The sequence below is a fragment of the Bacillus sp. C-3-6 genome (genome assembly GCF_054509685.1).
Genome location: NZ_CM137247.1, coordinates 461,700 through 481,739, shown reverse-complemented (window position 1 = coordinate 481,739; position 20,040 = coordinate 461,700). Strand labels below are relative to the sequence as shown.

The 20,040-nt window shown below is 36.6% G+C and carries 18 protein-coding genes; 5 read left to right on the top strand and 13 right to left on the bottom strand.

All coding sequences use genetic code 11. The features are described 5' to 3' along the window. Nucleotides 1-12: 12 nt before the first annotated feature. The 3 genes from lepB to ACW0JX_RS02425 all read right to left on the bottom strand — a co-directional run bounded on the left by lepB (nucleotide 13) and on the right by ACW0JX_RS02425 (nucleotide 2,479). On the bottom strand, nucleotides 13-549 hold the full coding sequence (lepB, locus tag ACW0JX_RS02435) for a signal peptidase I (protein WP_459245319.1): 537 nt from the start codon (nucleotides 547-549) through the stop codon (nucleotides 13-15). 178 nt (nucleotides 550-727) lie between these two features. After that, nucleotides 728-1,408, bottom strand: coding sequence for a lysoplasmalogenase (locus ACW0JX_RS02430; protein WP_001051080.1), 681 nt, complete (start codon nucleotides 1,406-1,408; stop codon nucleotides 728-730). Between the two features lie 120 nt (nucleotides 1,409-1,528). After that, complete coding sequence (locus ACW0JX_RS02425) at nucleotides 1,529-2,479, bottom strand: DMT family transporter (RefSeq protein WP_089170360.1); 951 nt, start codon at nucleotides 2,477-2,479, stop codon at nucleotides 1,529-1,531. 271 nt (nucleotides 2,480-2,750) lie between these two features. Here ACW0JX_RS02425 and ACW0JX_RS02420 point away from each other — a divergent pair, with 271 nt between their 5' ends. Continuing rightward, the gene (locus ACW0JX_RS02420) at nucleotides 2,751-4,676 is read left to right on the top strand and encodes a heavy metal translocating P-type ATPase (protein ID WP_089170359.1); all 1,926 of its coding nucleotides are present in this window, start codon (nucleotides 2,751-2,753) and stop codon (nucleotides 4,674-4,676) included. A gap of 187 nt (nucleotides 4,677-4,863) precedes the next feature. Here the strand turns inward: ACW0JX_RS02420 and ACW0JX_RS02415 are convergent, their stop codons facing one another. Genes ACW0JX_RS02415 through ACW0JX_RS02405 form a run of 3 tightly spaced genes read right to left on the bottom strand, consistent with a single transcriptional unit; the run spans nucleotide 4,864 to nucleotide 6,770 of the window. Continuing rightward, nucleotides 4,864-5,730 carry a YihY/virulence factor BrkB family protein gene (locus ACW0JX_RS02415; RefSeq protein ID WP_001226536.1) on the bottom strand — a complete coding sequence of 289 codons (867 nt, stop codon included), beginning with the start codon at nucleotides 5,728-5,730 and terminating at the stop codon, nucleotides 4,864-4,866. 6 nt (nucleotides 5,731-5,736) lie between these two features. Next, the gene (locus tag ACW0JX_RS02410; protein ID WP_001085387.1) at nucleotides 5,737-6,252 is read right to left on the bottom strand and encodes a DUF4075 domain-containing protein; all 516 of its coding nucleotides are present in this window, start codon (nucleotides 6,250-6,252) and stop codon (nucleotides 5,737-5,739) included. 53 nt (nucleotides 6,253-6,305) lie between these two features. Beyond that, nucleotides 6,306-6,770 carry a low molecular weight protein-tyrosine-phosphatase gene (locus ACW0JX_RS02405; RefSeq protein ID WP_000250916.1) on the bottom strand — a complete coding sequence of 155 codons (465 nt, stop codon included), beginning with the start codon at nucleotides 6,768-6,770 and terminating at the stop codon, nucleotides 6,306-6,308. A 174-nt stretch (nucleotides 6,771-6,944) separates the two neighbouring features. Between ACW0JX_RS02405 and ACW0JX_RS02400 the strand changes: the two genes are divergently transcribed. The 3 genes from ACW0JX_RS02400 to ACW0JX_RS02390 all read left to right on the top strand — a co-directional run bounded on the left by ACW0JX_RS02400 (nucleotide 6,945) and on the right by ACW0JX_RS02390 (nucleotide 12,030). Continuing rightward, nucleotides 6,945-7,169: a DUF1128 domain-containing protein gene (locus tag ACW0JX_RS02400; protein ID WP_000366196.1), complete on the top strand. Its 225-nt coding sequence runs from the start codon at nucleotides 6,945-6,947 to the stop codon at nucleotides 7,167-7,169. A 390-nt stretch (nucleotides 7,170-7,559) separates the two neighbouring features. Next, nucleotides 7,560-8,915 carry an RNA-guided endonuclease TnpB family protein gene (locus ACW0JX_RS02395; RefSeq protein WP_459245318.1) on the top strand — a complete coding sequence of 452 codons (1,356 nt, stop codon included), beginning with the start codon at nucleotides 7,560-7,562 and terminating at the stop codon, nucleotides 8,913-8,915. 448 nt (nucleotides 8,916-9,363) lie between these two features. Beyond that, nucleotides 9,364-12,030 carry a cation-translocating P-type ATPase gene (locus tag ACW0JX_RS02390; RefSeq protein WP_459245317.1) on the top strand — a complete coding sequence of 889 codons (2,667 nt, stop codon included), beginning with the start codon at nucleotides 9,364-9,366 and terminating at the stop codon, nucleotides 12,028-12,030. Between the two features lie 188 nt (nucleotides 12,031-12,218). Here the strand turns inward: ACW0JX_RS02390 and ACW0JX_RS02385 are convergent, their stop codons facing one another. The 7 genes from ACW0JX_RS02385 to ACW0JX_RS02355 all read right to left on the bottom strand — a co-directional run bounded on the left by ACW0JX_RS02385 (nucleotide 12,219) and on the right by ACW0JX_RS02355 (nucleotide 18,799). Further along, nucleotides 12,219-13,301: a toxic anion resistance protein gene (locus ACW0JX_RS02385; RefSeq protein WP_001064413.1), complete on the bottom strand. Its 1,083-nt coding sequence runs from the start codon at nucleotides 13,299-13,301 to the stop codon at nucleotides 12,219-12,221. A gap of 18 nt (nucleotides 13,302-13,319) precedes the next feature. Further along, on the bottom strand, nucleotides 13,320-14,951 hold the full coding sequence (locus ACW0JX_RS02380; RefSeq protein WP_095691460.1) for a YceG family protein: 1,632 nt from the start codon (nucleotides 14,949-14,951) through the stop codon (nucleotides 13,320-13,322). Between the two features lie 109 nt (nucleotides 14,952-15,060). Continuing rightward, nucleotides 15,061-15,852, bottom strand: a complete 792-nt coding sequence (locus ACW0JX_RS02375; protein WP_023520991.1) for a TerC family protein — start codon at nucleotides 15,850-15,852, stop codon at nucleotides 15,061-15,063. 72 nt (nucleotides 15,853-15,924) lie between these two features. Then, nucleotides 15,925-16,503 carry a TerD family protein gene (locus tag ACW0JX_RS02370; RefSeq protein WP_000236649.1) on the bottom strand — a complete coding sequence of 193 codons (579 nt, stop codon included), beginning with the start codon at nucleotides 16,501-16,503 and terminating at the stop codon, nucleotides 15,925-15,927. 85 nt (nucleotides 16,504-16,588) lie between these two features. After that, a complete protein-coding gene (locus ACW0JX_RS02365; RefSeq protein ID WP_000146729.1) occupies nucleotides 16,589-17,173 on the bottom strand; it encodes a TerD family protein in 585 nt (194 codons plus the stop codon). Between the two features lie 22 nt (nucleotides 17,174-17,195). Further along, the gene (locus tag ACW0JX_RS02360; protein ID WP_001121586.1) at nucleotides 17,196-17,792 is read right to left on the bottom strand and encodes a TerD family protein; all 597 of its coding nucleotides are present in this window, start codon (nucleotides 17,790-17,792) and stop codon (nucleotides 17,196-17,198) included. Nucleotides 17,793-17,920: 128 nt separating this feature from the next. Then, a complete protein-coding gene (locus ACW0JX_RS02355; protein ID WP_459245316.1) occupies nucleotides 17,921-18,799 on the bottom strand; it encodes an ROK family protein in 879 nt (292 codons plus the stop codon). A gap of 201 nt (nucleotides 18,800-19,000) precedes the next feature. Between ACW0JX_RS02355 and ACW0JX_RS02350 the strand changes: the two genes are divergently transcribed. Continuing rightward, entirely contained in the window at nucleotides 19,001-20,026 is a 1,026-nt protein-coding gene (locus ACW0JX_RS02350) for a cell wall anchor protein (protein WP_459245315.1), read from the top strand. Nucleotides 20,027-20,040: the final 14 nt, after the last annotated feature.

Here is a 20,040-nt window from a genome sequence, read left to right as displayed (position 1 = left end):
TTGCTTGGTTTTTTACTTTATTATTTTCATATGTTCAAACGGATAATAAATGCCTGCTAACTTTCCTAACACATCTTCTCTATCAATAAAACCTAAACCATTTCTACTATCTTTACTTATTAAGCGATTATCTCCCATAACAAAAATCTTATTTTTAGGAACTGTAATCGGTCCAAAGTCCTCTGTTAAATTCATAAGTTTTTTTTCTGCTTGTTTTTTATTACTATCCAAATACTCTTCATCTTTCACTTCATAATTTACATATAATTGATCATTTCTCATCTCAATTATATCTCCAGATAATCCAATCACTCTTTTGACATAAAAATTATCTGTTTTCACAACAATAATGTCTTCTCTCCCATAGCTTTCAAATTGTTTTGCTAACTTATTAACAATTACCTTATCTCCATCTTGCAACGTTGGCCTCATAGATGCTCCTTTTACAGTCGTAGGGAAAAACACAAAAATTTTCGCCAAAAACACCAATAAACATGCAATTGCAATAGTTCCAAAGAATTCACGCCAACGTTTTTTCTTTCGCATCATTTCACCATCTCATCATCTTTTTACTTTTATTATAAATAATACAACCGATATTTTTCTACAAAATTCTGAATTATAAAATTATAATATTAGAAATTTAAAAATGGTAATACTGATCAAATTAAACAAGCAAAAAAGATACTCTCAAAATAGTCTATCCACTATTTTTGAGAGTATCTTTTTATAATCCCACATATACAATACACATTTGAGCAGCTACGTATGTAAACCAAATCCAAAGTGGCTCATACTTCAATTTACGCCCTCCGATATCTGTCACACCAATAATAAAATCAGAAATCACAAACAGTAAACCACCAAACGCTGGTATCCACCATATTCCTGTATTTTCATAATATAAGGCGAATGCAAAGCAAGCCATTCCTCCAACCCACAATCCGTAAATTAGAGCTCCTATCGTAAACAATTTATCCTGTTTATCATTTCGGATAAAGAAGAACCATCCTACAATTAGAAAGAGCCCATATACGAGTAAACCAATCCAAAAACCATTCCACGAAATTCCTGTTTGTAAAAATGCTTTTACATAAAAACAATGAGCAAGAGCGAAAGTAACCATCCCACCAATTAACCTGTGACCAATTGGAATCAGCCCAGCCATAAACAAATCTCCCACAGTCGATAAAGTCATACCAAGTGCAACCCACGTACTATACTCTACAGATGGATCTTGTAACCATATCCAAATTGCACTACCTGTTAAAGAAAAACTAAGAATAAGACGGATTGCTAAAGGTAACGGCATATTATCTTTCGTTCTTTTTGTCTGCCGCATTGCATAAATTGCACCAATTAAAAAAAGAAGTATTTGCCCAATTAACACCACGTAAAGTAGATTCATAATATGTTCTCCTCAATAAATGCTTTTTGTATCTTTTTTCGTTACACTTAGTCTATTATCCTTTTTCTATAAAAAAAGAAGAACAGTACTGTTCTTCCATTGTAATCGCTTTTCTGCTTTCTATGCTACTTGTTTTTCTTGCTCTATTTTTTGCTTAGCTGGCTTCCGATTTACCACAATAATTCCCGCGGCTACACATGCTAAACCGAGTAACACAAATGAATGAATTGCTTCACCTAAAATCATGCTCGATAATAACACACCAAATACGGGTATAAAGAACATATACATAGATACTTTTCCAACCTTATTGTACTTCATAATTGTATTCCAAATGCAAAAACCAGCTGCAGATAAGAAAGATAAATAAATCAGCATAAGTAGTGCATGTAGACTAAATGTAAATGGCATTACTCCAACTTGTAAAGCCCCTATACATAATAATCCTATAGAACCAAACATCATTTGGTATGCTGTCATATAGCCAACATCTAACGTTTTACTACCTTCTTTCGCTAATATGTTTCCATATGAATACAGCATTGCTGCACTAAGAAGTAATAAGCTTCCGATTCCAAAATGAAATGATAAGCTACCATCACTCGGCACATTTACTAAAACGACACCACAAAAGCCAATCGATACGCCAATTATTTTTCTCATATTGAGGGCATCATCTTTATATAAAAAATGGGCGAGTAAAATTTGAAAGAATGATGATGTCCCTGAAATGATAGCTCCTTCAATTCCCGAACTATAACTCATTCCAATATAAAAACAGATATATTGAAGAAACGTTTGGAATAAACCAATTTGTATTAACTGTTTCCCCGTTCCTTTTTTGAAGCTCATATCTTTTCCTAATACTTTAAAGAATAATAAGAGCATGAATCCAGATAAAAAGAAACGATAACCGGCAAATAATATTTGCTCTCCAACTTCTTGTGGTTGAATTCCAAGTTCAACATAACTTAATTTAATAAAAGGAAATGCGCTTCCCCATAAAAAAGTTGCTACTATTGCAGCAGTAAATACGCCAATCGGATGGGTAAAAAATTTCTCTGTCTTCACTTGTTGTCTTCCTTTCCGACCTTTTTATGAACAATATTCATATATACCAAAGGAATTGCGAAAACACAAGTTTTCCGTTTATACTTGAAACAAAACCATACCATCTCATAAAAACATATGATATACTATAGAATAATTACAACATAAGAACGATTAAAAACAGATTCAACAGAAATGCTGCTATCCATTATGGATGGCAGCTTTCGTCGTTTTATAGGGGTTTCGATTTTGATTATTTTTCTCAATAAGAATTCGGAAGGAGCGAGTAGTAATGAACTCAGAAGTAAAAACGTTACACGCAAAAGAAACAATTTCTCATCCCTCTTTATGGGACACATTAAAAAAACATTATGAACTTGTATTTGCAGTGGCATCTGGTATTTTTATTTTAGCTGGCTGGCTATTCACAAAGAACGATGCAATAAATGTAGGTATTACTTGCTATATCCTTGCTTATATAGTTGGTGGATATGCAAAAGCTAAAGAAGGCATTGAAGATACGATTGAAGAAAAAGAGCTAAATGTTGAAATGCTAATGCTCTTTGCAGCTATCGGTGCTGCAATTATTGGCTACTGGGCAGAAGGGGCTATTTTAATCTTCATCTTTGCACTCAGCGGTGCTATGGAATCTTATACGTTAAGTAAGAGCCAAAAAGAAATTTCCGCTCTTCTTGACTTACAACCTGAAGAAGCATTACGTATTTCCACCGGAACTGAGGAACGTGTTCCTGTTGGAGAGTTACAAATTAACGACATTATTTTAATTAAACCCGGTGAACGTGTTCCTGCTGACGGTACGATTCATAACGGTGAAACAAATATCGATGAGGCAGCAATCACAGGAGAACCTATTCCAAATGAGAAAAGACATGGCGATGAAGTATTTGCCGGTACTGTAAATTTACGTGGTGCTATCGAAGTTAAAATTACGAAGCCGAGCGATCAAACATTATTCCAAAAGATTATCCGTCTCGTCCAAAGTGCACAAAGTGAAAAATCACCATCACAACTATTCATCGAAAAGTTTGAAGGAACATACGTAAAAGGTGTACTACTCGTTGTTGCGCTTATGATGTTCGTTCCTCATTTCTTACTTGACTGGAGCTGGAATGAAACGTTTTATCGCGCTATGATCTTACTTGTAGTCGCATCTCCTTGTGCGCTCGTAGCTGCCATTACACCAGCTACGTTATCAGCCATTTCTAACGGAGCGAGAAACGGTATTCTCTTTAAAGGCGGTATACATTTAGAACGCCTTGCTTCTGTGAAAGCAATCGCGTTTGATAAAACAGGAACATTAACAGAAGGTAAACCTACCGTAACAGATGTATATGTTCGAGAAAATATAACAGAAAAAGAAGTACTTTCTATTACAGCATCAATTGAAAGTCACTCTACACATCCTTTAGCTGAATCCATTGTTAAATATGCACAACATGCGTACGACATCACTTTAAAAAAACCAGAAAAGGTTGAAGATGTAACTGGTTTTGGTCTAAAAGGAATATTGGAAAACAACGCTTATAAAATAGGTAAAGCTGATTTTATCGGTGAAGAAACAAAGACATTTCATAATGGTATTTCTGCCTCACTTGAAAAAGAAGGTAAAACTGTCGTTTATATTAGTGATGAGGGAGGCATTCTTGGACTTATCGCTTTAAAAGATACGCTTCGCCAAGAAACAATAGCTGCTATTCGTGATTTACAAAGCATTGGTGTCGAAGCAATTATGATTACTGGAGATAATGAAGAAACGGCAAAAGCAATTGCCTCTGAAAGTAATATAAAGGAATATTACGCATCATGCTTACCAGAAACAAAAGTTGAAACGATTAAAAAGTTAAAAGAAAAATACGGTACAGTAGCAATGGTCGGAGACGGTATAAATGATGCACCTGCACTAGCTACTGCTAGCATTGGTGTCGCAATGGGAGAAGGAACAGATGTAGCTTTAGAAACTGCAGATGTTGTACTGATGAAGAACGAACTATCTCGCCTTTCCCAAGCAATTCGTTTATCAAAACGAATGAACCGTATTGTGAAGCAAAACGTAATCTTTTCGCTAGTCGTTATTGCCATGCTAATTTGTTCAAACTTCTTGCAATTTTTAGCTCTTCCATTCGGTGTTATTGGCCATGAAGGAAGTACGATTCTTGTCATTTTGAATGGCTTACGATTACTAAAAGGAAGCAAATAAAACGGGCCCCTCATAGAGGACCCGTTTTTTTTAGTGATAGCTATTATGACCGTTCGCACTGCTACTCGTTTTATGCTTTGGATGCGAACTGCTCTTTTGTTTATTATTACTTTTATTATTATGGTTCTTTTTATTATTACTCATGAAATATCCCCCCTGTTCCTTTTTATTATGGAACAAGAACTCATTATTCATTACGGGAATTATTGTCACCAGTTCTATAATGGTGGAGTAAACCATTAATTTCACCGCCAAGTAAAATTACCCATCCAGTTAAATAAAACCATAACATTAAAATAATGATACCACCGAGACCACCATATGTATTGGCGTAATTCGCAAACTTATCTACATAATAAGCAAATGAGTAAGACACCACAATCCATCCTACAGTAGCAAATAACGCCCCTGAAATAACTTCTCTTCTTTTTAACTTTCGATCTGGTGCAAATGTATATAAGAAACTAAACAAAGCAAATAGTACGAAGAAACTCGCTACTAATCGTGTAATGCTCCATACGAAAGAAAAACTATCTGATAAACCGAGTGCTTTAAACACTGCTGCTCCAATAACTTGTCCGAATACCGGAACAATTAACGCAAAGACAATCATAAAAATAATAGCTAATGTAAACACAATTGATAACGCTCTTGTTGTAATAAAAGAACGTGTTTCCTTCACGTCATAAGCGCGGTTAAAAGCATTCATAACCGCATTAACACCATTTGAGGCAAACCATAACATGGATAATAAACCAAATGATAATAAACCACCATTTTGCTGGTTTACAACTTTATCTACATTTACCTCAATTAAGTTCATTGCATCATCTGGTACATAAACCTCTAATAAACTAAGCACATCCTCTGTTTGAATGGGAATAAATCCAAGAAGCGTAATTAAGAAAACGAGCCCAGGAAAAATTGCAAGCAAGAAGAAATAAGCGAGCTGTGCTGCCAAGCCCGCTACATCATCGCGCATCGTCCGGTCATATAAATCTTTACCAAACGAATAAGTACGATTTCTTCTCACCTTTTCTAAAATTTTTCTCATATATGTTTAAACGCTTTTCTTCTCTTCTTTATCTTGCTTTAACTCAATGTACGCTTCAGTTTTTTTTTCCACTGCATTTGAGTCTTTTATAAATAATTCACGCGCTTCTTTCATACCACCATCTTCAGCAACTACTGGCTCTTCTTCTGCTTTCAGCTCATCTACCTTTGGAGATACAGCTTGAATTTCAATCGTTTCTGGCTTTTCTTCTGGCTCAACTTTTTTCTTACTAAAAATTTCTTTCGTTTCTTTTAACGTCTCTACAACAGATGGCGTTAATTTTTTAATTTCTGCTACTTTCGCTTTTACCACATTGAAATCAGCAAGTTCGCGTCCTTTATCTGTAACAGTTTGCACTTTTTCTTTGATCTTTGCATTTTCACCAATTTCAATCATCTTTGTTTTTGCTTTTTCTGCTGTATTTTTTACTTTTTCACGGTTTTCTTTCTTTAACATGGATACCGCTACACCTGCAGCTACACCAATCGCAATGTTTCGAGCAATATTATTTTTCTTTGCCATATTCCTTCACCCTTTCATTTCTTATGTTAGAAAGTATTTCTTTCTAAGCTTCCTCATATTCCTTGTTCATTTCGAATGAAAGCTAATAGCTTTGCACACCCTTCTGTTACAAGGTCATATACTTCTTGGAAATTCCCTGTATAGTAAGGGTCAGGAACGTCTGTCCAGCCACCGTCTGGAACAAAATCGGACAGCCTACCAATATAGCCTCCAGTTTTACCTAAACTTTTTAAATCTGCTATATTCTTGTTGTCCATGGCAATAATATAATCAAACTTTGTTAAGTCTTCTTTTTCTACTTGCCTTGCTTTAATTCCTTCAAAAGTGACTGCATTTTCTTTTAAAATTTTTTGTGTTCCTTTATGTGGCGGATGGCCAACATGCCAATCTCCAGTTCCTGCAGAATCAATGACAATTTTCTCTTCAAGTCCCTCTTTTACGACAAGATTTCGAAAAATCGCTTCTGCCATCGGAGAACGGCAAATGTTCCCAAGACAAACAAACAATACTTGAACCATGTTTTTGTTTCTTCCCTTCTTGGTGCATTTCTTCATATATACTTATAGTATAAACAACCAATTATGAAATATAAAGGAAATCCCTACTAATTTAATAGGATTGAAAAGATCCATTAACGAAAATGATAAAAAATGTTAAGATAGCCTTATGTTATTTTAAAGGGGGACACTTCGGTGGATTTATCCGTAAAGTCAGAAGAAAACGTTGAATACATGGTCGAAGCTATTAAAGAAAAATTACGTATGGTTAATGCTGGAGCGATGAGAGCTGCTAGTTTTAACGAAGAAATGTACGAAGATTTACGTGACATTTATGATCATGTTATGAAACGTGAAACATTCAGCATTAGTGAAATGCAAGCTATTACAGAAGAATTAGGTACATTAATTAAAAAGTAAAAAGGGCCTCGCTTATGGGGCTCTTTTTTATCCTTTTCGGCAAGAAGACTCCATCTAATTTGTGTTACGGGTGAAGCCCAACAATTCAGGTGGAAATGAATTGCCGTCAGCGGGTAGACGAAACAATTTTGTTTCTTTTGTCTTACGATATAATCTGTCCTAGATAAGGAGGGAATATATCGTAGGACAACGAACTTGGATAATCATAATCATTTGTCTGCTTGAACCAAAAAGAATTACGCTGAAGACCATGTTCACATTTTGTTCCGTTCTAAATATTGATTTGTCAAAGGTAATTAACAGTTACAAAATTATTTCTTTCCTAAGAAAAAACACGATCTTAGGAAAAAAATAATTGTAATGACCTCTCTGAGAAAGGTGGTGAAAACAATGGCTAGAAAGAAGGCAGTGAAAGTATTACGGAAACAAAAGAAAAGAGAAACGATGCAACGATTCACGCAGAAACAGAATATCGGACGAGCTTGCCTGACTGCAAAAGAATTTCGTTTACTGCAGCGCATGTCGCATAGTTCAAAAGCACTGCGAAATGTTGGGTTGTACACGATAAAACAAAGTTATTTGAACGATAACAGGGTGGCTACTGTCAAAGAAGTGGACACTGCCATGCAAAATGATATGAACTACTCGGGCATTCAATCAAACTCTGTTCAAGCGATTCGTAGAGCCTTATTTACAGAAGTGAAGAGCTTTTTTAAGGCATTGGAACAGTGGAAGAAAAATCCCGAGAAGTTCACAGGTCGTCCGAAGTTTCCGAATTATTCTCGTTCCACTGACAAACGAATTATTGAAATCTATCAAGTGCCAAAAGTGGATGAGAACGGGTATTGGATGATTCCGATGAATGTTGCATTCAGAAAAAAATTCGGTTCCATTCAAATACGTATGCCAAAAAACTTAAGAAATAAAAACATCTCCTACATTGAGATTGTACCAAAGCAAAAAGGTCGGTTCTTTGAGGTGCATTATACATATGAAATGCACGTTTCTCAAATGAAGAAACCACCTACGACCACTAGTAACACTTTGAGTTGCGATTTAGGTGTAGACAGATTGTTAAGTTGCGTAACCAATACAGGTGATGCCTTCTTAATTGATGGAAAAAAACTAAAATCCATAAATCAATACTTTAACAAAATGATATGTAACCTCCAACAGAAAAATATGAACAATGGAATTTCAAAACGTATTGTAACGAATAAAATGGCCGCACTTTGGCATAAACGAGAAAGACAAATAAACGGTTACATTGCACAAACAGTAGGTCTGTTGTTCAAAAAAGTGAAAGAACTCGATATAGATACGATTGTTGTAGGGTATAACGCTGGTTGGAAACAAAAATCTCATATGGGGGAAAAGAATAATCAAATATTTGTTCAAATCCCATTTGAGAAATTGATTGCGGCAATTGAGAATAAATGCATAAAAGAAGGCATTCGTTTTTTAAAACAAGAAGAAAGCTATACTTCAAAAGCTAGTTTTCTGGATAAAGATCCGGTTCCAGTTTGGTCTAAGGATGATAGAACGCAGTATCGCTTTAGTGGCAAACGAATTACGCGTGGTCTATATCAAAGTAAAGCAGGAACATGTATCCATGCTGATATGAATGGTGCGCTGAATACATTGAAAAAATCAGAAGTTGTAGAATTGGATGACAATCTCAAAGTGAAAACGCCGATTCTATTAGAAGTGCAAAAACGTAAGGCTGTTGCTTCGCGCATAGCTTAGTGGGTGCGTCAACCATCTATGTGTACTCGACTCGTCGGGGCTTGTAGCACACGCCAGATTCATCTGAGTGGTGGCTTCTTCCTCAAGGGAGAACTGCTCTTTTTCGAAAGGGTGGTGCAAGTGGGAAAACAATCGTTCGTTGCCAGTACCAGCCAAAAACATACTTGGGGTGTTACCGTAGGGTAGCATGAATGCTAGAGCGTCAAACTGTCTAGCGATAGACGAAAAGACCTAGTGTTCGAACTCAAGCCCCCACTGAAAGGCTCTATCTCAGTGGTGGTAGTTGACTTCCAACAAATTCATGACAACTCTTCTCTTTTCCTCAACCAACTGTAAAATATTGTACAATAGAAGTAGAACCTCACCTTAGATTTTTTCTCCATACATACTACTCACAAATAATAGCAACACTACCATTGCTAACTGTTTTTACTGGAGGTGCTTACTTATGAGCAATTGGTACAGTAAGACGAAAGATCAAACATTGATTGACCTAGAAACAAACGAACAACACGGTTTAACAGATGAGATTGTAAGTGAACGTTTAAAGCAATACGGTTCTAATGAATTAGCTACAAAACAAAAACGCACTTTATGGCAGCGTATTTTCGCCCAAATTAATGACGTCCTCGTATATGTACTTATTATTGCTGCCCTTATTTCTGCCTTTGTAGGTGAATGGGCGGATGCCAGTATTATCGCGCTTGTTGTAGTTTTAAATGCTGTTATCGGTGTTGTCCAAGAATCGAAAGCAGAACAAGCTTTAGAGGCACTAAAAAAGATGGCAACACCTAAAGCTATCGTCAAGAGAAATGGTGAACTAAAAGAAATTCCATCTGAACACGTCGTTCCAGGGGATATCGTTATGCTCGACGCCGGACGATATATCCCATGCGATTTACGCCTTATCGAAACCGCAAATTTAAAAGTTGAAGAATCTGCTCTAACTGGTGAATCTGTCCCTGTTGATAAAGATGCAATCTACCACCCTTCCATGCAACGTGATGAGCAAGTACCACTCGGCGATCAAAAAAACATGGCCTTTATGTCTACTCTTGTAACATATGGAAGAGGCGTCGGTGTTGCTGTTGAAACTGGAATGAACTCACAAATTGGTAAGATTGCTACCCTTTTACATGAAGCAGACGATGATATGACACCACTTCAAAAAAGCTTAGCACAAGTCGGAAAATATTTAGGCTTTGTCGCTGTAGCTATTTGTATCGTTATGTTCCTCATCGGTTTTTTACAAGGTCGGGATACGTTAGAAATGTTTATGACTGCTATTAGTTTAGCCGTTGCAGCTATTCCAGAAGGCTTGCCAGCTATCGTTTCCATCGTTCTTGCAATTGGTGTGCAACGTATGATTAAACAAAACGTTATCATTCGCAAACTACCAGCTGTTGAAGCCCTCGGTTCTGTCACAATTATTTGTTCAGATAAAACAGGTACGTTAACGCAAAATAAAATGACCGTTACTCACTTTTATAGTGATAACACATACGATCGCTTAGAAAGTTTAAATGTAAATAATGATGCGCAACGTCTATTGTTAGAAAATATGGTGCTATGTAATGATGCATCTTACAATAACGAATCACAAACGGGAGACCCGACTGAAATTGCACTTCTCGTTGCTGGAACCACTTTTAACATGCAAAAAGATCATTTAGAAAAAATACATGAACGTGTTAACGAAGTACCTTTCGATTCAGATCGTAAAATGATGTCAACTGTACATACATACGATGAAAGCTACTATAGCATGACGAAAGGCGCTATTGATAAGCTCTTACCTCGATGTACCCATATTTTTAAAAACGGCAAAATCGAGATTTTAACTGATTCTGATAAAAATCAAATATTAGAAGCTGCCGGAGCAATGTCTCAAGAAGCTTTAAGAGTACTTTCATTCGCATTTAAACAATACAATTCAAACGATGTGGATATAAATCATCTTGAAAAAAATCTTATCTTTATTGGTCTTGTCGGTATGATTGATCCACCACGAACTGAAGTGAAAGATTCAATTAAAGAATGTAAAAAAGCCGGTATTCGCACAGTTATGATTACTGGTGACCATAAAGATACCGCCTTTGCAATTGCCAAAGAACTTGGCATTGCTGAAGAAATATCGGAAATTATGATTGGAACTGAATTAGATAACATTTCTGATACAGAACTAGCTAGCAAAATTAATCATTTAAATGTATTCGCTAGAGTCTCTCCAGAGCATAAAGTGAAAATTGTAAAGGCATTACGCGCGAAAGGAAATATCGTTTCTATGACTGGTGATGGTGTCAATGATGCACCATCTTTAAAGCAAGCTGATGTTGGCGTTGCGATGGGCATTACAGGAACAGACGTTGCAAAAGGGGCAGCAGACGTCGTGTTAACAGATGATAATTTCTCATCTATTGTGAAAGCCGTTGAAGAAGGTAGAAATATTTATCGTAACATAAAAAAATCAATTCTCTTCCTACTCTCTTGTAACTTCGGAGAAATTATCGCTTTATTTTTAGCGATTTTACTCGGCTGGGCAACACCACTACGACCTATTCATATTTTGTGGGTGAATTTAATTACAGATACACTGCCTGCATTATCACTTGGGGTTGATCCTGAAGATCCAGATGTGATGAAGGAAAAACCACGACATGCGAAAGAAAGCTTATTTAATGGCAGCGTTCCTTTCCTGATTTTCAATGGAGTTATCATTGGACTTTTAACGCTAATAGCTTTTATCACCGGAGCAAAATTCTATACTGGAGATACAAATTTATTTCCTCTTTTCCCAGAGCGAATTGATGACGATGCACTATTACACGCTCAAACGATGGCATTTGTCGTTCTTAGTTTTTCTCAGCTCGTTCATTCATTTAACTTGCGTTCAAGAACGAAATCAATTTTTTCAATTGGGATCTTTACAAATAAATATTTAGTTTTCTCCCTTCTTATCGGTGTTCTTATGCAAGTTTGTATCATCTCCATCCCGCCCCTTGCAAATATATTCGGTGTACATGCATTAACGATGCGAGATTGGGGATTTGTTCTCTTATTAAGTATCATTCCACTTATTGTGAATGAGATTATTAAATTAGTGAAGAGAAACTAAAAGGCAATGAGGAATAGTCCTCATTGCCTTTTCATTTATCCTACTATTTTCCGTGCAGTAAAACTCCCACCTCAAAATTCAGTTTGAGCAAAGAAGTTAGGTGATGGATTAACCGCCCATAAATTTCCAATTGGTGAAGGCTAATAATCGGTGGGGATGAACAAAACCCCACTGATTAAAGTTTCACTTTATCCTTGTAATTCTTTTTTGATATTCTCTGTTAATGTAGCCATACGCTTGCGGCTTTCTTCACGCTCACGTTTATTTTGTTCTTCAATTTGTTGTGTTTCTTGCATACCTCTTGAAATAATGTTCCAAGTTTCCTCAAGTGTTTCCATCTTAATACTAGAAGAACCTGATAATCTCGCTACTTCTACACTTTGCGTTGCGATATTTTGTGCATTTTTCTTAAGTAATTCATTTGTACGGCGATCAAGTTCAGCCATAGAATCTGCAACAAGCTTTTGACGTTTCGCATTTACTGCTTGAATGATACCATTTTTAAAGATAGGAATCGTTGTAATAAATGCTGTATTGATTTTACCAATTAATTTATTATTACCACGTTGAATCATGCGAATTTGCGGCGCTGTAAGTAGCGCAACCATACGCGCTTTTTCTAAATCATCAATACGTTGCTCTAAAATTTCAACCGAGTTTTTAAGCGACTCTAATTCAATACCTGCTAATTGATCATTATTACGCACGCGCTCTTCATACATCGGAACTAATTCTGTATTTAAACGCTCTAATAGCATTTCTCCTGCTACTACGTACTTCTCTAAGTCTAAATAATATTTTAAGTTTTGCTCATACAAGCCATCTAACGTTCCAATTGATTTTTTCATCTCATCTTGATACTTCGTAATTTCCACATAAACTTTATCAATTTCGCGGCCCATCGTTTGATATTTACTAAAGATTTGTTCTATCATTTTATCCGCTTTTTTGAACATGCGCGAGAAGAAACCACTTTTTTCTTCTGCAAAGTCTTTACTATCAAATCTGTCCATAATTTTACCAAGTTGCTTTAACAATTCACCAGAATCTTCTATCTTTGATAATGACATTGTATGTAAAATTTGATCAGCAAAACGTGAAATTTCCATAGAGGGTTCTTTTCCAAGTTCAATTAATTCCAGTTGATCTTTAATATCTACTGCGTTATAAATACGTTGCACATCTGCATCTTGTCTAAGTTGCAAGCGAACATCTTGTGCGGTTTGCTCATTCAATTCAGTTTTCGAATCTAGTACGACTGGGTTATTCATATGGTATTCTCCCTTTCCTTATAAAAATGGACGAAATAGTCCTTTTATTGTTTGTGATAAATTTTTATAGGCTGATGAACCATGAAACTCAAGATCGAAATTAACTTCTTCAAGCCAATGGGAATCAAATGCTCCCGCTTCAACATATGGTTCAATATCGTTTCTGCCCGTAGGATTGAAATGGAATACATCTACTCCAATTTGATTCAAAAATAGTAATAAAACAGCGTCAGAACGAGTTAATTCTCCGCTCTTCTCATTATTAAATATAACAATTTTCGGTACATCTTGTGAATAATCAAATTTCTCAAGCTGTTCTAAAATATTGGGTGGTATTTGAGAAAGTTGTGCAAAAACATATAGCGCTACATCTTGTTTCGTCTCTTTCGCAATTGGTTTGCATATTTCACTTTCGCACGTATGGATAATCGCCTCTGCAATCCCATGTTGTAAACCTTCCGGTAAACGCTTATGTGGCCACCAATGGCTATTCATAATTAGATCAGGATGTAATTTTCCAGCTCGGTCCAATGCATCTCGATAATGATATTGGAAGTTTGCTTTTTGCTCTTTCGTAAACGGGAATGTATTAATTAATAAACTGTTATCAAATGATGTAACAGCCTTTAATCGTTGAAAATATTCTTTATCATTCTTTGAAACGCCTGATATTTTCGCAAATAAAGAAGGAATATAAATATGTTTATTTTCAACAAAGAATGTTGGACGTACAAATGCCTTTTCTTTCGTAATTAAAAAGAGTTCATCATATGTCGTTTTTAACGTACGTGCTACAGGTGTATACGAACGGAATTGCCACGGTTTATATAATAGTGAATTATCGTGGTGAAGTACTTGTTCAATTTCTTTCGAAGCTTGATACGCTACTGTTGCAACACGCTCGCGGCGGCGATCAGGGAATGGTTCAAGAGAAATGCGACCCGGATGGGACATAATAAAAGTTCTTCCCTCTTCATCAATATTTTCAAATCCATCTTTTCCTTCGGGGTGATAATAAAGCACATCACAACCGAGCATAATAAGAAAATATAAGAAATATATACGGCTTTCCTGTGCATCACCATACCAAACGATACGTGGCATCCGTTTCTTATAATTAATCGTAGAGAACCACTTCGCTACGTAATTTTCGCTTAGTTTAATTATGTCGATTAAGAAACGACGGAAGCCTTCTGTCTTTAACGACTGATTATGTTGTTTCTCATATAATTTCAATACTGCAATAAACGTCGTATGTATGTAATGCTGTAAATCAGGGTTGTCTACTTTCGGTAAAAGTTGTTTCCCAGATAAGTGTGCAACTAACCTATTTACTGTCAGACCATTTGGTGCTTCTTGATGTAATCCGAACACTTCTTGAATATGACGAAGCTTTTCTGAATCAATCACTTTGTTTAAATTTTGTTCGTGTAAAACTTCGATTCCTTTCGCTTCACTATAATCAAACAGTTCATTAAAATATTCATCTACATCATTAGGAACGCCAAGGATTCGACATGCTATATAACTAAATTTCATCTCATTCTCTGTCAGCTCATATTGTGGGCGTTTTTCTAAAAGCGCTTCAAATTGCTTTAAATCTGATTCATCTTTTAATGCATATGGTTGAAGTGTAAAACGTGAAAACACAACAGTTCACCTCCAAAAACATTTACGTTTTTTCTAAGTCCTTCTTCTATTATAAACTATTTTTGGTTATAAAAAATGGGCGCTCGCAAAACGAGCAAACCCATTTCAATTATTTATTGTCTTCTTTAGTAGCTGCTACTTCTTCTTTAGCTTGTCCAGAATTCTTCATGTAGTGAAGTATAAATGTTGCTCCAAATGCTACAACTAAAATAATGAAGAACACTGTATGGCTTATTTCAATATGAATAACAGACAATAACATTTTTGCTGCAATAATTAAAATTAAAATATATGCTGTCGTTTCAAGTTCTGGAATACGCTCTAACAATTTTAAGAATACACCAGCGATACCACGCATCATTAAAATACCTAGCATTCCGCCTAATAGTAAAATCCAAACTTCATTAGATACACCAAATGCAGCAAGTACGCTATCTACAGAGAATGCGATATCCATTAATTCAACCATCGCAACTGTTCCCCAGAAGACACCGAACATTCTGAAGAGAATACTATTTTGGTTCATACCATGAGATTCCTCTTCTTCTGCATTACCTTTTCTTTTATCAATGAAGTATTTAACTGAAAGCCACGCTAAGTAAAGTGCACCTAACACTTTTACCCATGCTAATTTAATTAAGAACATCCCGATTCCAATCGCAATAAAGCGGAACACATAAGCTCCAATAAGTCCATAGAATAATGCTTTTTTACGTTTTTCTTCCGGAAGGTGTTTTACCATTACCGCTAACACAAGTGCGTTATCAGCAGATAACAACCCTTCAAGTACAACAAGTGTACCTATTAATCCCCAAGATACTGGATCTTGCAACACTTTAATCCACATGTCCAAGTCGAAAAACTGAGCATACGTATCAAGGATTCCTTGCAAAATACTCATCTTACCTTTATCCCCTATTCTTTGCTAGATTTATAGAAAGGTCAAAAAAAGGAAACGAATATCGTTTCCTTTCTATGCATCCAAGCCATACGCTCTTACAAGCGCACCTAAACCACCTTGGAATCCACTTCCTACTGCATTAAACTTCCACTGTCCATTATGACGGTATAATTCACAAAAGACAACTGCTGTTTCGATGGAGAAATCTTCCCCTAAATCAAAACGAAGAACTTCTTCATTCGTCTCTTCATTCGCTAAACGAACAAACGCATTTCCAACTTGCCCAAAGTTTTGACTACGGCCTTCTGCATCATAAATCGTAACTGTAATAGCAATTTTATGAACATCTGCTGGAACCTTCTTCAAATCTACAACAAGTTGCTCATCGTCGCCTTCGCCTTCGCCTGTACGGTTATCTCCTGTATGTAAAACAGATCCACAAGGAGACTGTAAATTATTATAGAAAATAAAATCAGTTTCCTTCGTACATTTTCCGTTTGCATCTAATAAAAAGGCAGATGCATCTAAATCGAAATCTGATCCACCGTCATAAGATTTAATATCCCATCCAAGACCAATTACTGCTTTTGTTAAACCAGGGCTTGTCTTACCTAAATCGATTTTCTGTCCTTTTTGTAATTGAATAACCATCTATATTCACCTCTATATTTTTATCTTTAAAAATATATCCATCGGTATACACGCCTTTCACCGATGGATATATAAATCAAATCTATTACTCTACATCTAAACCAAAATTATTACATAGAGACGCTAATCCACCTTGGAATCCACTTCCGATTGCATTGAATTTCCAGTCACCTGCATGACGATATAATTCACCTACTACTACGGCTGTTTCAATAGAGAAATCTTCTCCTAAATCGTAACGAATTAATTCTGCATTCTTTTCTTCATCTAAAATACGTACGAAAGAGTTAGAAACTTGTCCAAAGTTTTGGCTGCGTCCTTCTCCATCGTAAATCGTGATTGTGAAGCAAATACGTTCGATATGTGCAGGTACATTTTTCAAATCTACTTTAATCGATTCGTCATCGCCTTCACCTTCGCCAGTTCGGTTATCTCCTAAATGCTCTACAGCACCATTCGCACCTTTTGGGTTATTATAGAAGACGAAATCCTCTGCACCTGAAACTTTACCGTTAGCACCTACTAAGAAAATACTAACATCTAAATCGAAATCGTTTTGTCCATCATAACGATTCGTATCCCAACCAAGTCCTACAAGAACTTTTGAAAGACCTGGATTCGTTTTTGTTAAGTCTACCTTTTGTCCTTTTTTCAATGAAATTGATGCCATACACAATTCCTCCTCGGTTATTTTATTGATAACGTGATACAATCTCACTTAAGTTTTTATCTTGTGTTCCTTCTCCAACTGCTGAAAACTTCCATTCACTTCCGTGACGATACATTTCACCTGCAATTAGAGTCGTTTTGCCAGCGTAATTATCCGATAAATTATAGCGTGCTAATTCTTCACCAGTTTGCGGGTTTTGAATACGAATATATGCATTACGAATCATCCCGAAATCTTGACGACGATTTACACAGTCATAAATATTTACAACGAATACTAAACGATTAATACGGCTCGGAACTTTATGTAATTCTACGAAAATTGTTTCGTCATCACCAGCGCCTTCGCCTGTTAAATTATCTCCTGAATGAATAATACTACCACAAGTAGAAAGTTTATTTCCGAAGTAAACTAAATCATTTTTGTTTAAAAAACGATCTCCTTCTAACATAACAACAGATGCATCACAATCTACATTTGGTTTACTTCCAAATAATGAAGACAGAAATCCACCTGATTGCCCAATTGGATCCCAGCCTAAGCCAACCTGTAGTTTTGCTACTTTTGGTTGTCCTTTCGTTAAATCGATCTTTTGACCTTTTTCTAAAATAATAGGCATGAAGTTTCTCCCTTTCTACAAAGCATTTTCCAAATCGGAAAATATTGTATTCTTCTCTTATATTGTAGCATTATTTACCTAGCGATAAAAAGGATAAATTCTCAGTTATATGAAAACATTCATATAATTTACTTATGATGATGTAAGAAGTGGTAAATAGCACCAATCATTCCTGCACAATTACCGTTTTGTGCAAGTTCAATCTCACAATTATTATAAATCTCTTGATTTAAGTATTTACTGACCTCCTCTTTTACTTCTTTTAAAAACTCATTTCCTCTATCGGTAATTCCTCCACCAATAATAATCGTTTCTGGATTAAAAATATAAGCAAGATTACTAATTCCAATCGCCAAATGTTTAAAGAAGATCCCAACTGCTTGAGCAACTTCCCGATCTCCTTTATCATACAACTCGAAAATTCTTTTCCCATTCCACTCGCCTTTGCCTTTATATTTTCTTAAAAGCCGAATTAATCCTGAAATCGAAGCAACCTCTTCAAACGTTTTTCCTTCTATTAACATATTCCCCCATTCACCAGCACTAAATGAATGTCCTCGGTACAATTCTCCATCTATAAAAATTGCTCCCCCAATTCCTGTTCCAAGGGTGAGCATAATAAAGTTCTCTTTCTCTCTTCCACTACCATTCCACTTTTCTCCAAACGCTGCACAATTCACATCATTGTCAATCGATACTGGTACTTTTAATATCTCTTGCAATCTATCAATAATAGGAATAGTACTATATCCCGGAATATGATCCGCACCTCCCGTCACAATTCCTTTATTAATATCAACAATTCCCGTAGTGCTAATACCAATTCCTGCAATAGTATGTTCATTCATTATTTTTTTGGATACATATATAAGTTTTTGAATAATTTGTTCTCCGCCTAAATGAATTTCTGTTGCAACTGTTTTACGCTTTAATACTCTCCCTATTTCTGAAACAATGCCACACTTAATTTGCGTACCGCCAATATCAAACGCTATGTACTCTTTCATCTACTGCCACTTCCTCTACCGTTATGAATGTAAATTCTCCGCCTCTACTATTTGTAGGAAATCTACATTAACTCTTTTCTGCTTTGACAAATACACCACCTTTTTCTATATATAGTTTTTTTTGCATAAAACTCTTTTTCCTAAGAAATATTACAAAGGGATGTATTTTAGATGGAATATTAATTTCTTAGGAGGAAAACCATGACGAAAATCTTCATTTTAGCATCAACACTCTCTTTATCTTTTTTTAGCGGTTTAAATATCGGTAATGCTGCAACTGAAAACTTCCATCCATTAACAAACGCTGTTGTACAAAATAGCGATCATTTTGCAGAAGGAAATTTAAAGGATAATAATAAACCTCCAGGAAATAACGGTTCTCAGGACGATAGTGGTTCTGGCGGCAGCGGCTCTGGCGGCAATGGTTCCGGCGGTAACGGTTCCGGCGGTAACGGTTCTGGTGGTAGTGGCTCTGACGGCAGTGGTTCTGGTGGTAGTGGCTCTGGCGGCAATGGTTCTGGTGGCAGTGGCTCTGGTGACAACGGTTCCGGCGGTAACGGTTCTGGTGGTAGCGGCTCTGACGGCAGTGGTTCTGGTGGCAACGGTTCTGGTGGCAATGGTTCTGGCGGTAACGGTTCTGGCGGTAACGGTTCTGGCGACAGTGGCTCTGGTGGTAACGGTTCTGGTGGTAACGGTTCTGGTGGCAGTGGCTCTGGCGGCAATGGTTCTGGTGGCAATGGCTCTGGCGGCAATGGTTCCGGCAGTAACGGTTCTGGTGGCAATGGCTCTGGTGGCAATGGTTCTGGTGGCAACGGCTCTGGCGGCAGTGGCTCTGGTGGCAACGGCTCTGGCGGTAACGGTTCCGGTGGTAACGGTTCCGGTGGTAACGGTTCCGGTGGTAACGGTTCTGGTGGCAATGGTTCTGGCGGTAACGGTTCTGGTGGCAGTGGCTCTCACGGCGGTAATGGCTCTCAAGGGGGCAATCGTGTTAAAGGTGATAGCAGTTCTCAAGGGGGGAATGGCTCTCAAGGGGGCAATCGTGTTAAAGGCGATAGCAATTCTCAGAAGGGCAACGGTTCTCAAGGGGGGAATGTAAAAGATAATACAAAAAAACAAGGTGATAAATTACCTAATACTGCAACGCATTACCCTATATCTATTTTAATGGGTCTTTCAACATTCCTCATTGGTATGTTACTGTTTATTCGTCGTAAAAACGTAAAATAAGAACAACATCCTTC

Excerpts from the sequence above, each read along its gene's own strand:
- lepB (WP_459245319.1), bottom strand. The coding sequence starts at position 549 with ATGATGCGAAAGAAAAAACGTTGGCGTGAATTCTTTGGAACTATTGCA.
- ACW0JX_RS02430 (WP_001051080.1), bottom strand. The coding sequence starts at position 1,408 with ATGAATCTACTTTACGTGGTGTTAATTGGGCAAATACTTCTTTTTTTA.
- ACW0JX_RS02420 (WP_089170359.1), top strand. The coding sequence starts at position 2,751 with ATGAACTCAGAAGTAAAAACGTTACACGCAAAAGAAACAATTTCTCAT.
- ACW0JX_RS02415 (WP_001226536.1), bottom strand. The coding sequence starts at position 5,730 with ATGAGAAAAATTTTAGAAAAGGTGAGAAGAAATCGTACTTATTCGTTT.
- ACW0JX_RS02410 (WP_001085387.1), bottom strand. The coding sequence starts at position 6,252 with ATGGCAAAGAAAAATAATATTGCTCGAAACATTGCGATTGGTGTAGCT.
- ACW0JX_RS02405 (WP_000250916.1), bottom strand. The coding sequence starts at position 6,770 with ATGGTTCAAGTATTGTTTGTTTGTCTTGGGAACATTTGCCGTTCTCCG.
- ACW0JX_RS02395 (WP_459245318.1), top strand. The coding sequence starts at position 7,560 with ATGGCTAGAAAGAAGGCAGTGAAAGTATTACGGAAACAAAAGAAAAGA.
- ACW0JX_RS02390 (WP_459245317.1), top strand. The coding sequence starts at position 9,364 with ATGAGCAATTGGTACAGTAAGACGAAAGATCAAACATTGATTGACCTA.
- ACW0JX_RS02385 (WP_001064413.1), bottom strand. The coding sequence starts at position 13,301 with ATGAATAACCCAGTCGTACTAGATTCGAAAACTGAATTGAATGAGCAA.
- ACW0JX_RS02375 (WP_023520991.1), bottom strand. The coding sequence starts at position 15,852 with ATGAGTATTTTGCAAGGAATCCTTGATACGTATGCTCAGTTTTTCGAC.
- ACW0JX_RS02370 (WP_000236649.1), bottom strand. The coding sequence starts at position 16,503 with ATGGTTATTCAATTACAAAAAGGACAGAAAATCGATTTAGGTAAGACA.
- ACW0JX_RS02365 (WP_000146729.1), bottom strand. The coding sequence starts at position 17,173 with ATGGCATCAATTTCATTGAAAAAAGGACAAAAGGTAGACTTAACAAAA.
- ACW0JX_RS02360 (WP_001121586.1), bottom strand. The coding sequence starts at position 17,792 with ATGCCTATTATTTTAGAAAAAGGTCAAAAGATCGATTTAACGAAAGGA.
- ACW0JX_RS02355 (WP_459245316.1), bottom strand. The coding sequence starts at position 18,799 with ATGAAAGAGTACATAGCGTTTGATATTGGCGGTACGCAAATTAAGTGT.
- ACW0JX_RS02350 (WP_459245315.1), top strand. The coding sequence starts at position 19,001 with ATGACGAAAATCTTCATTTTAGCATCAACACTCTCTTTATCTTTTTTT.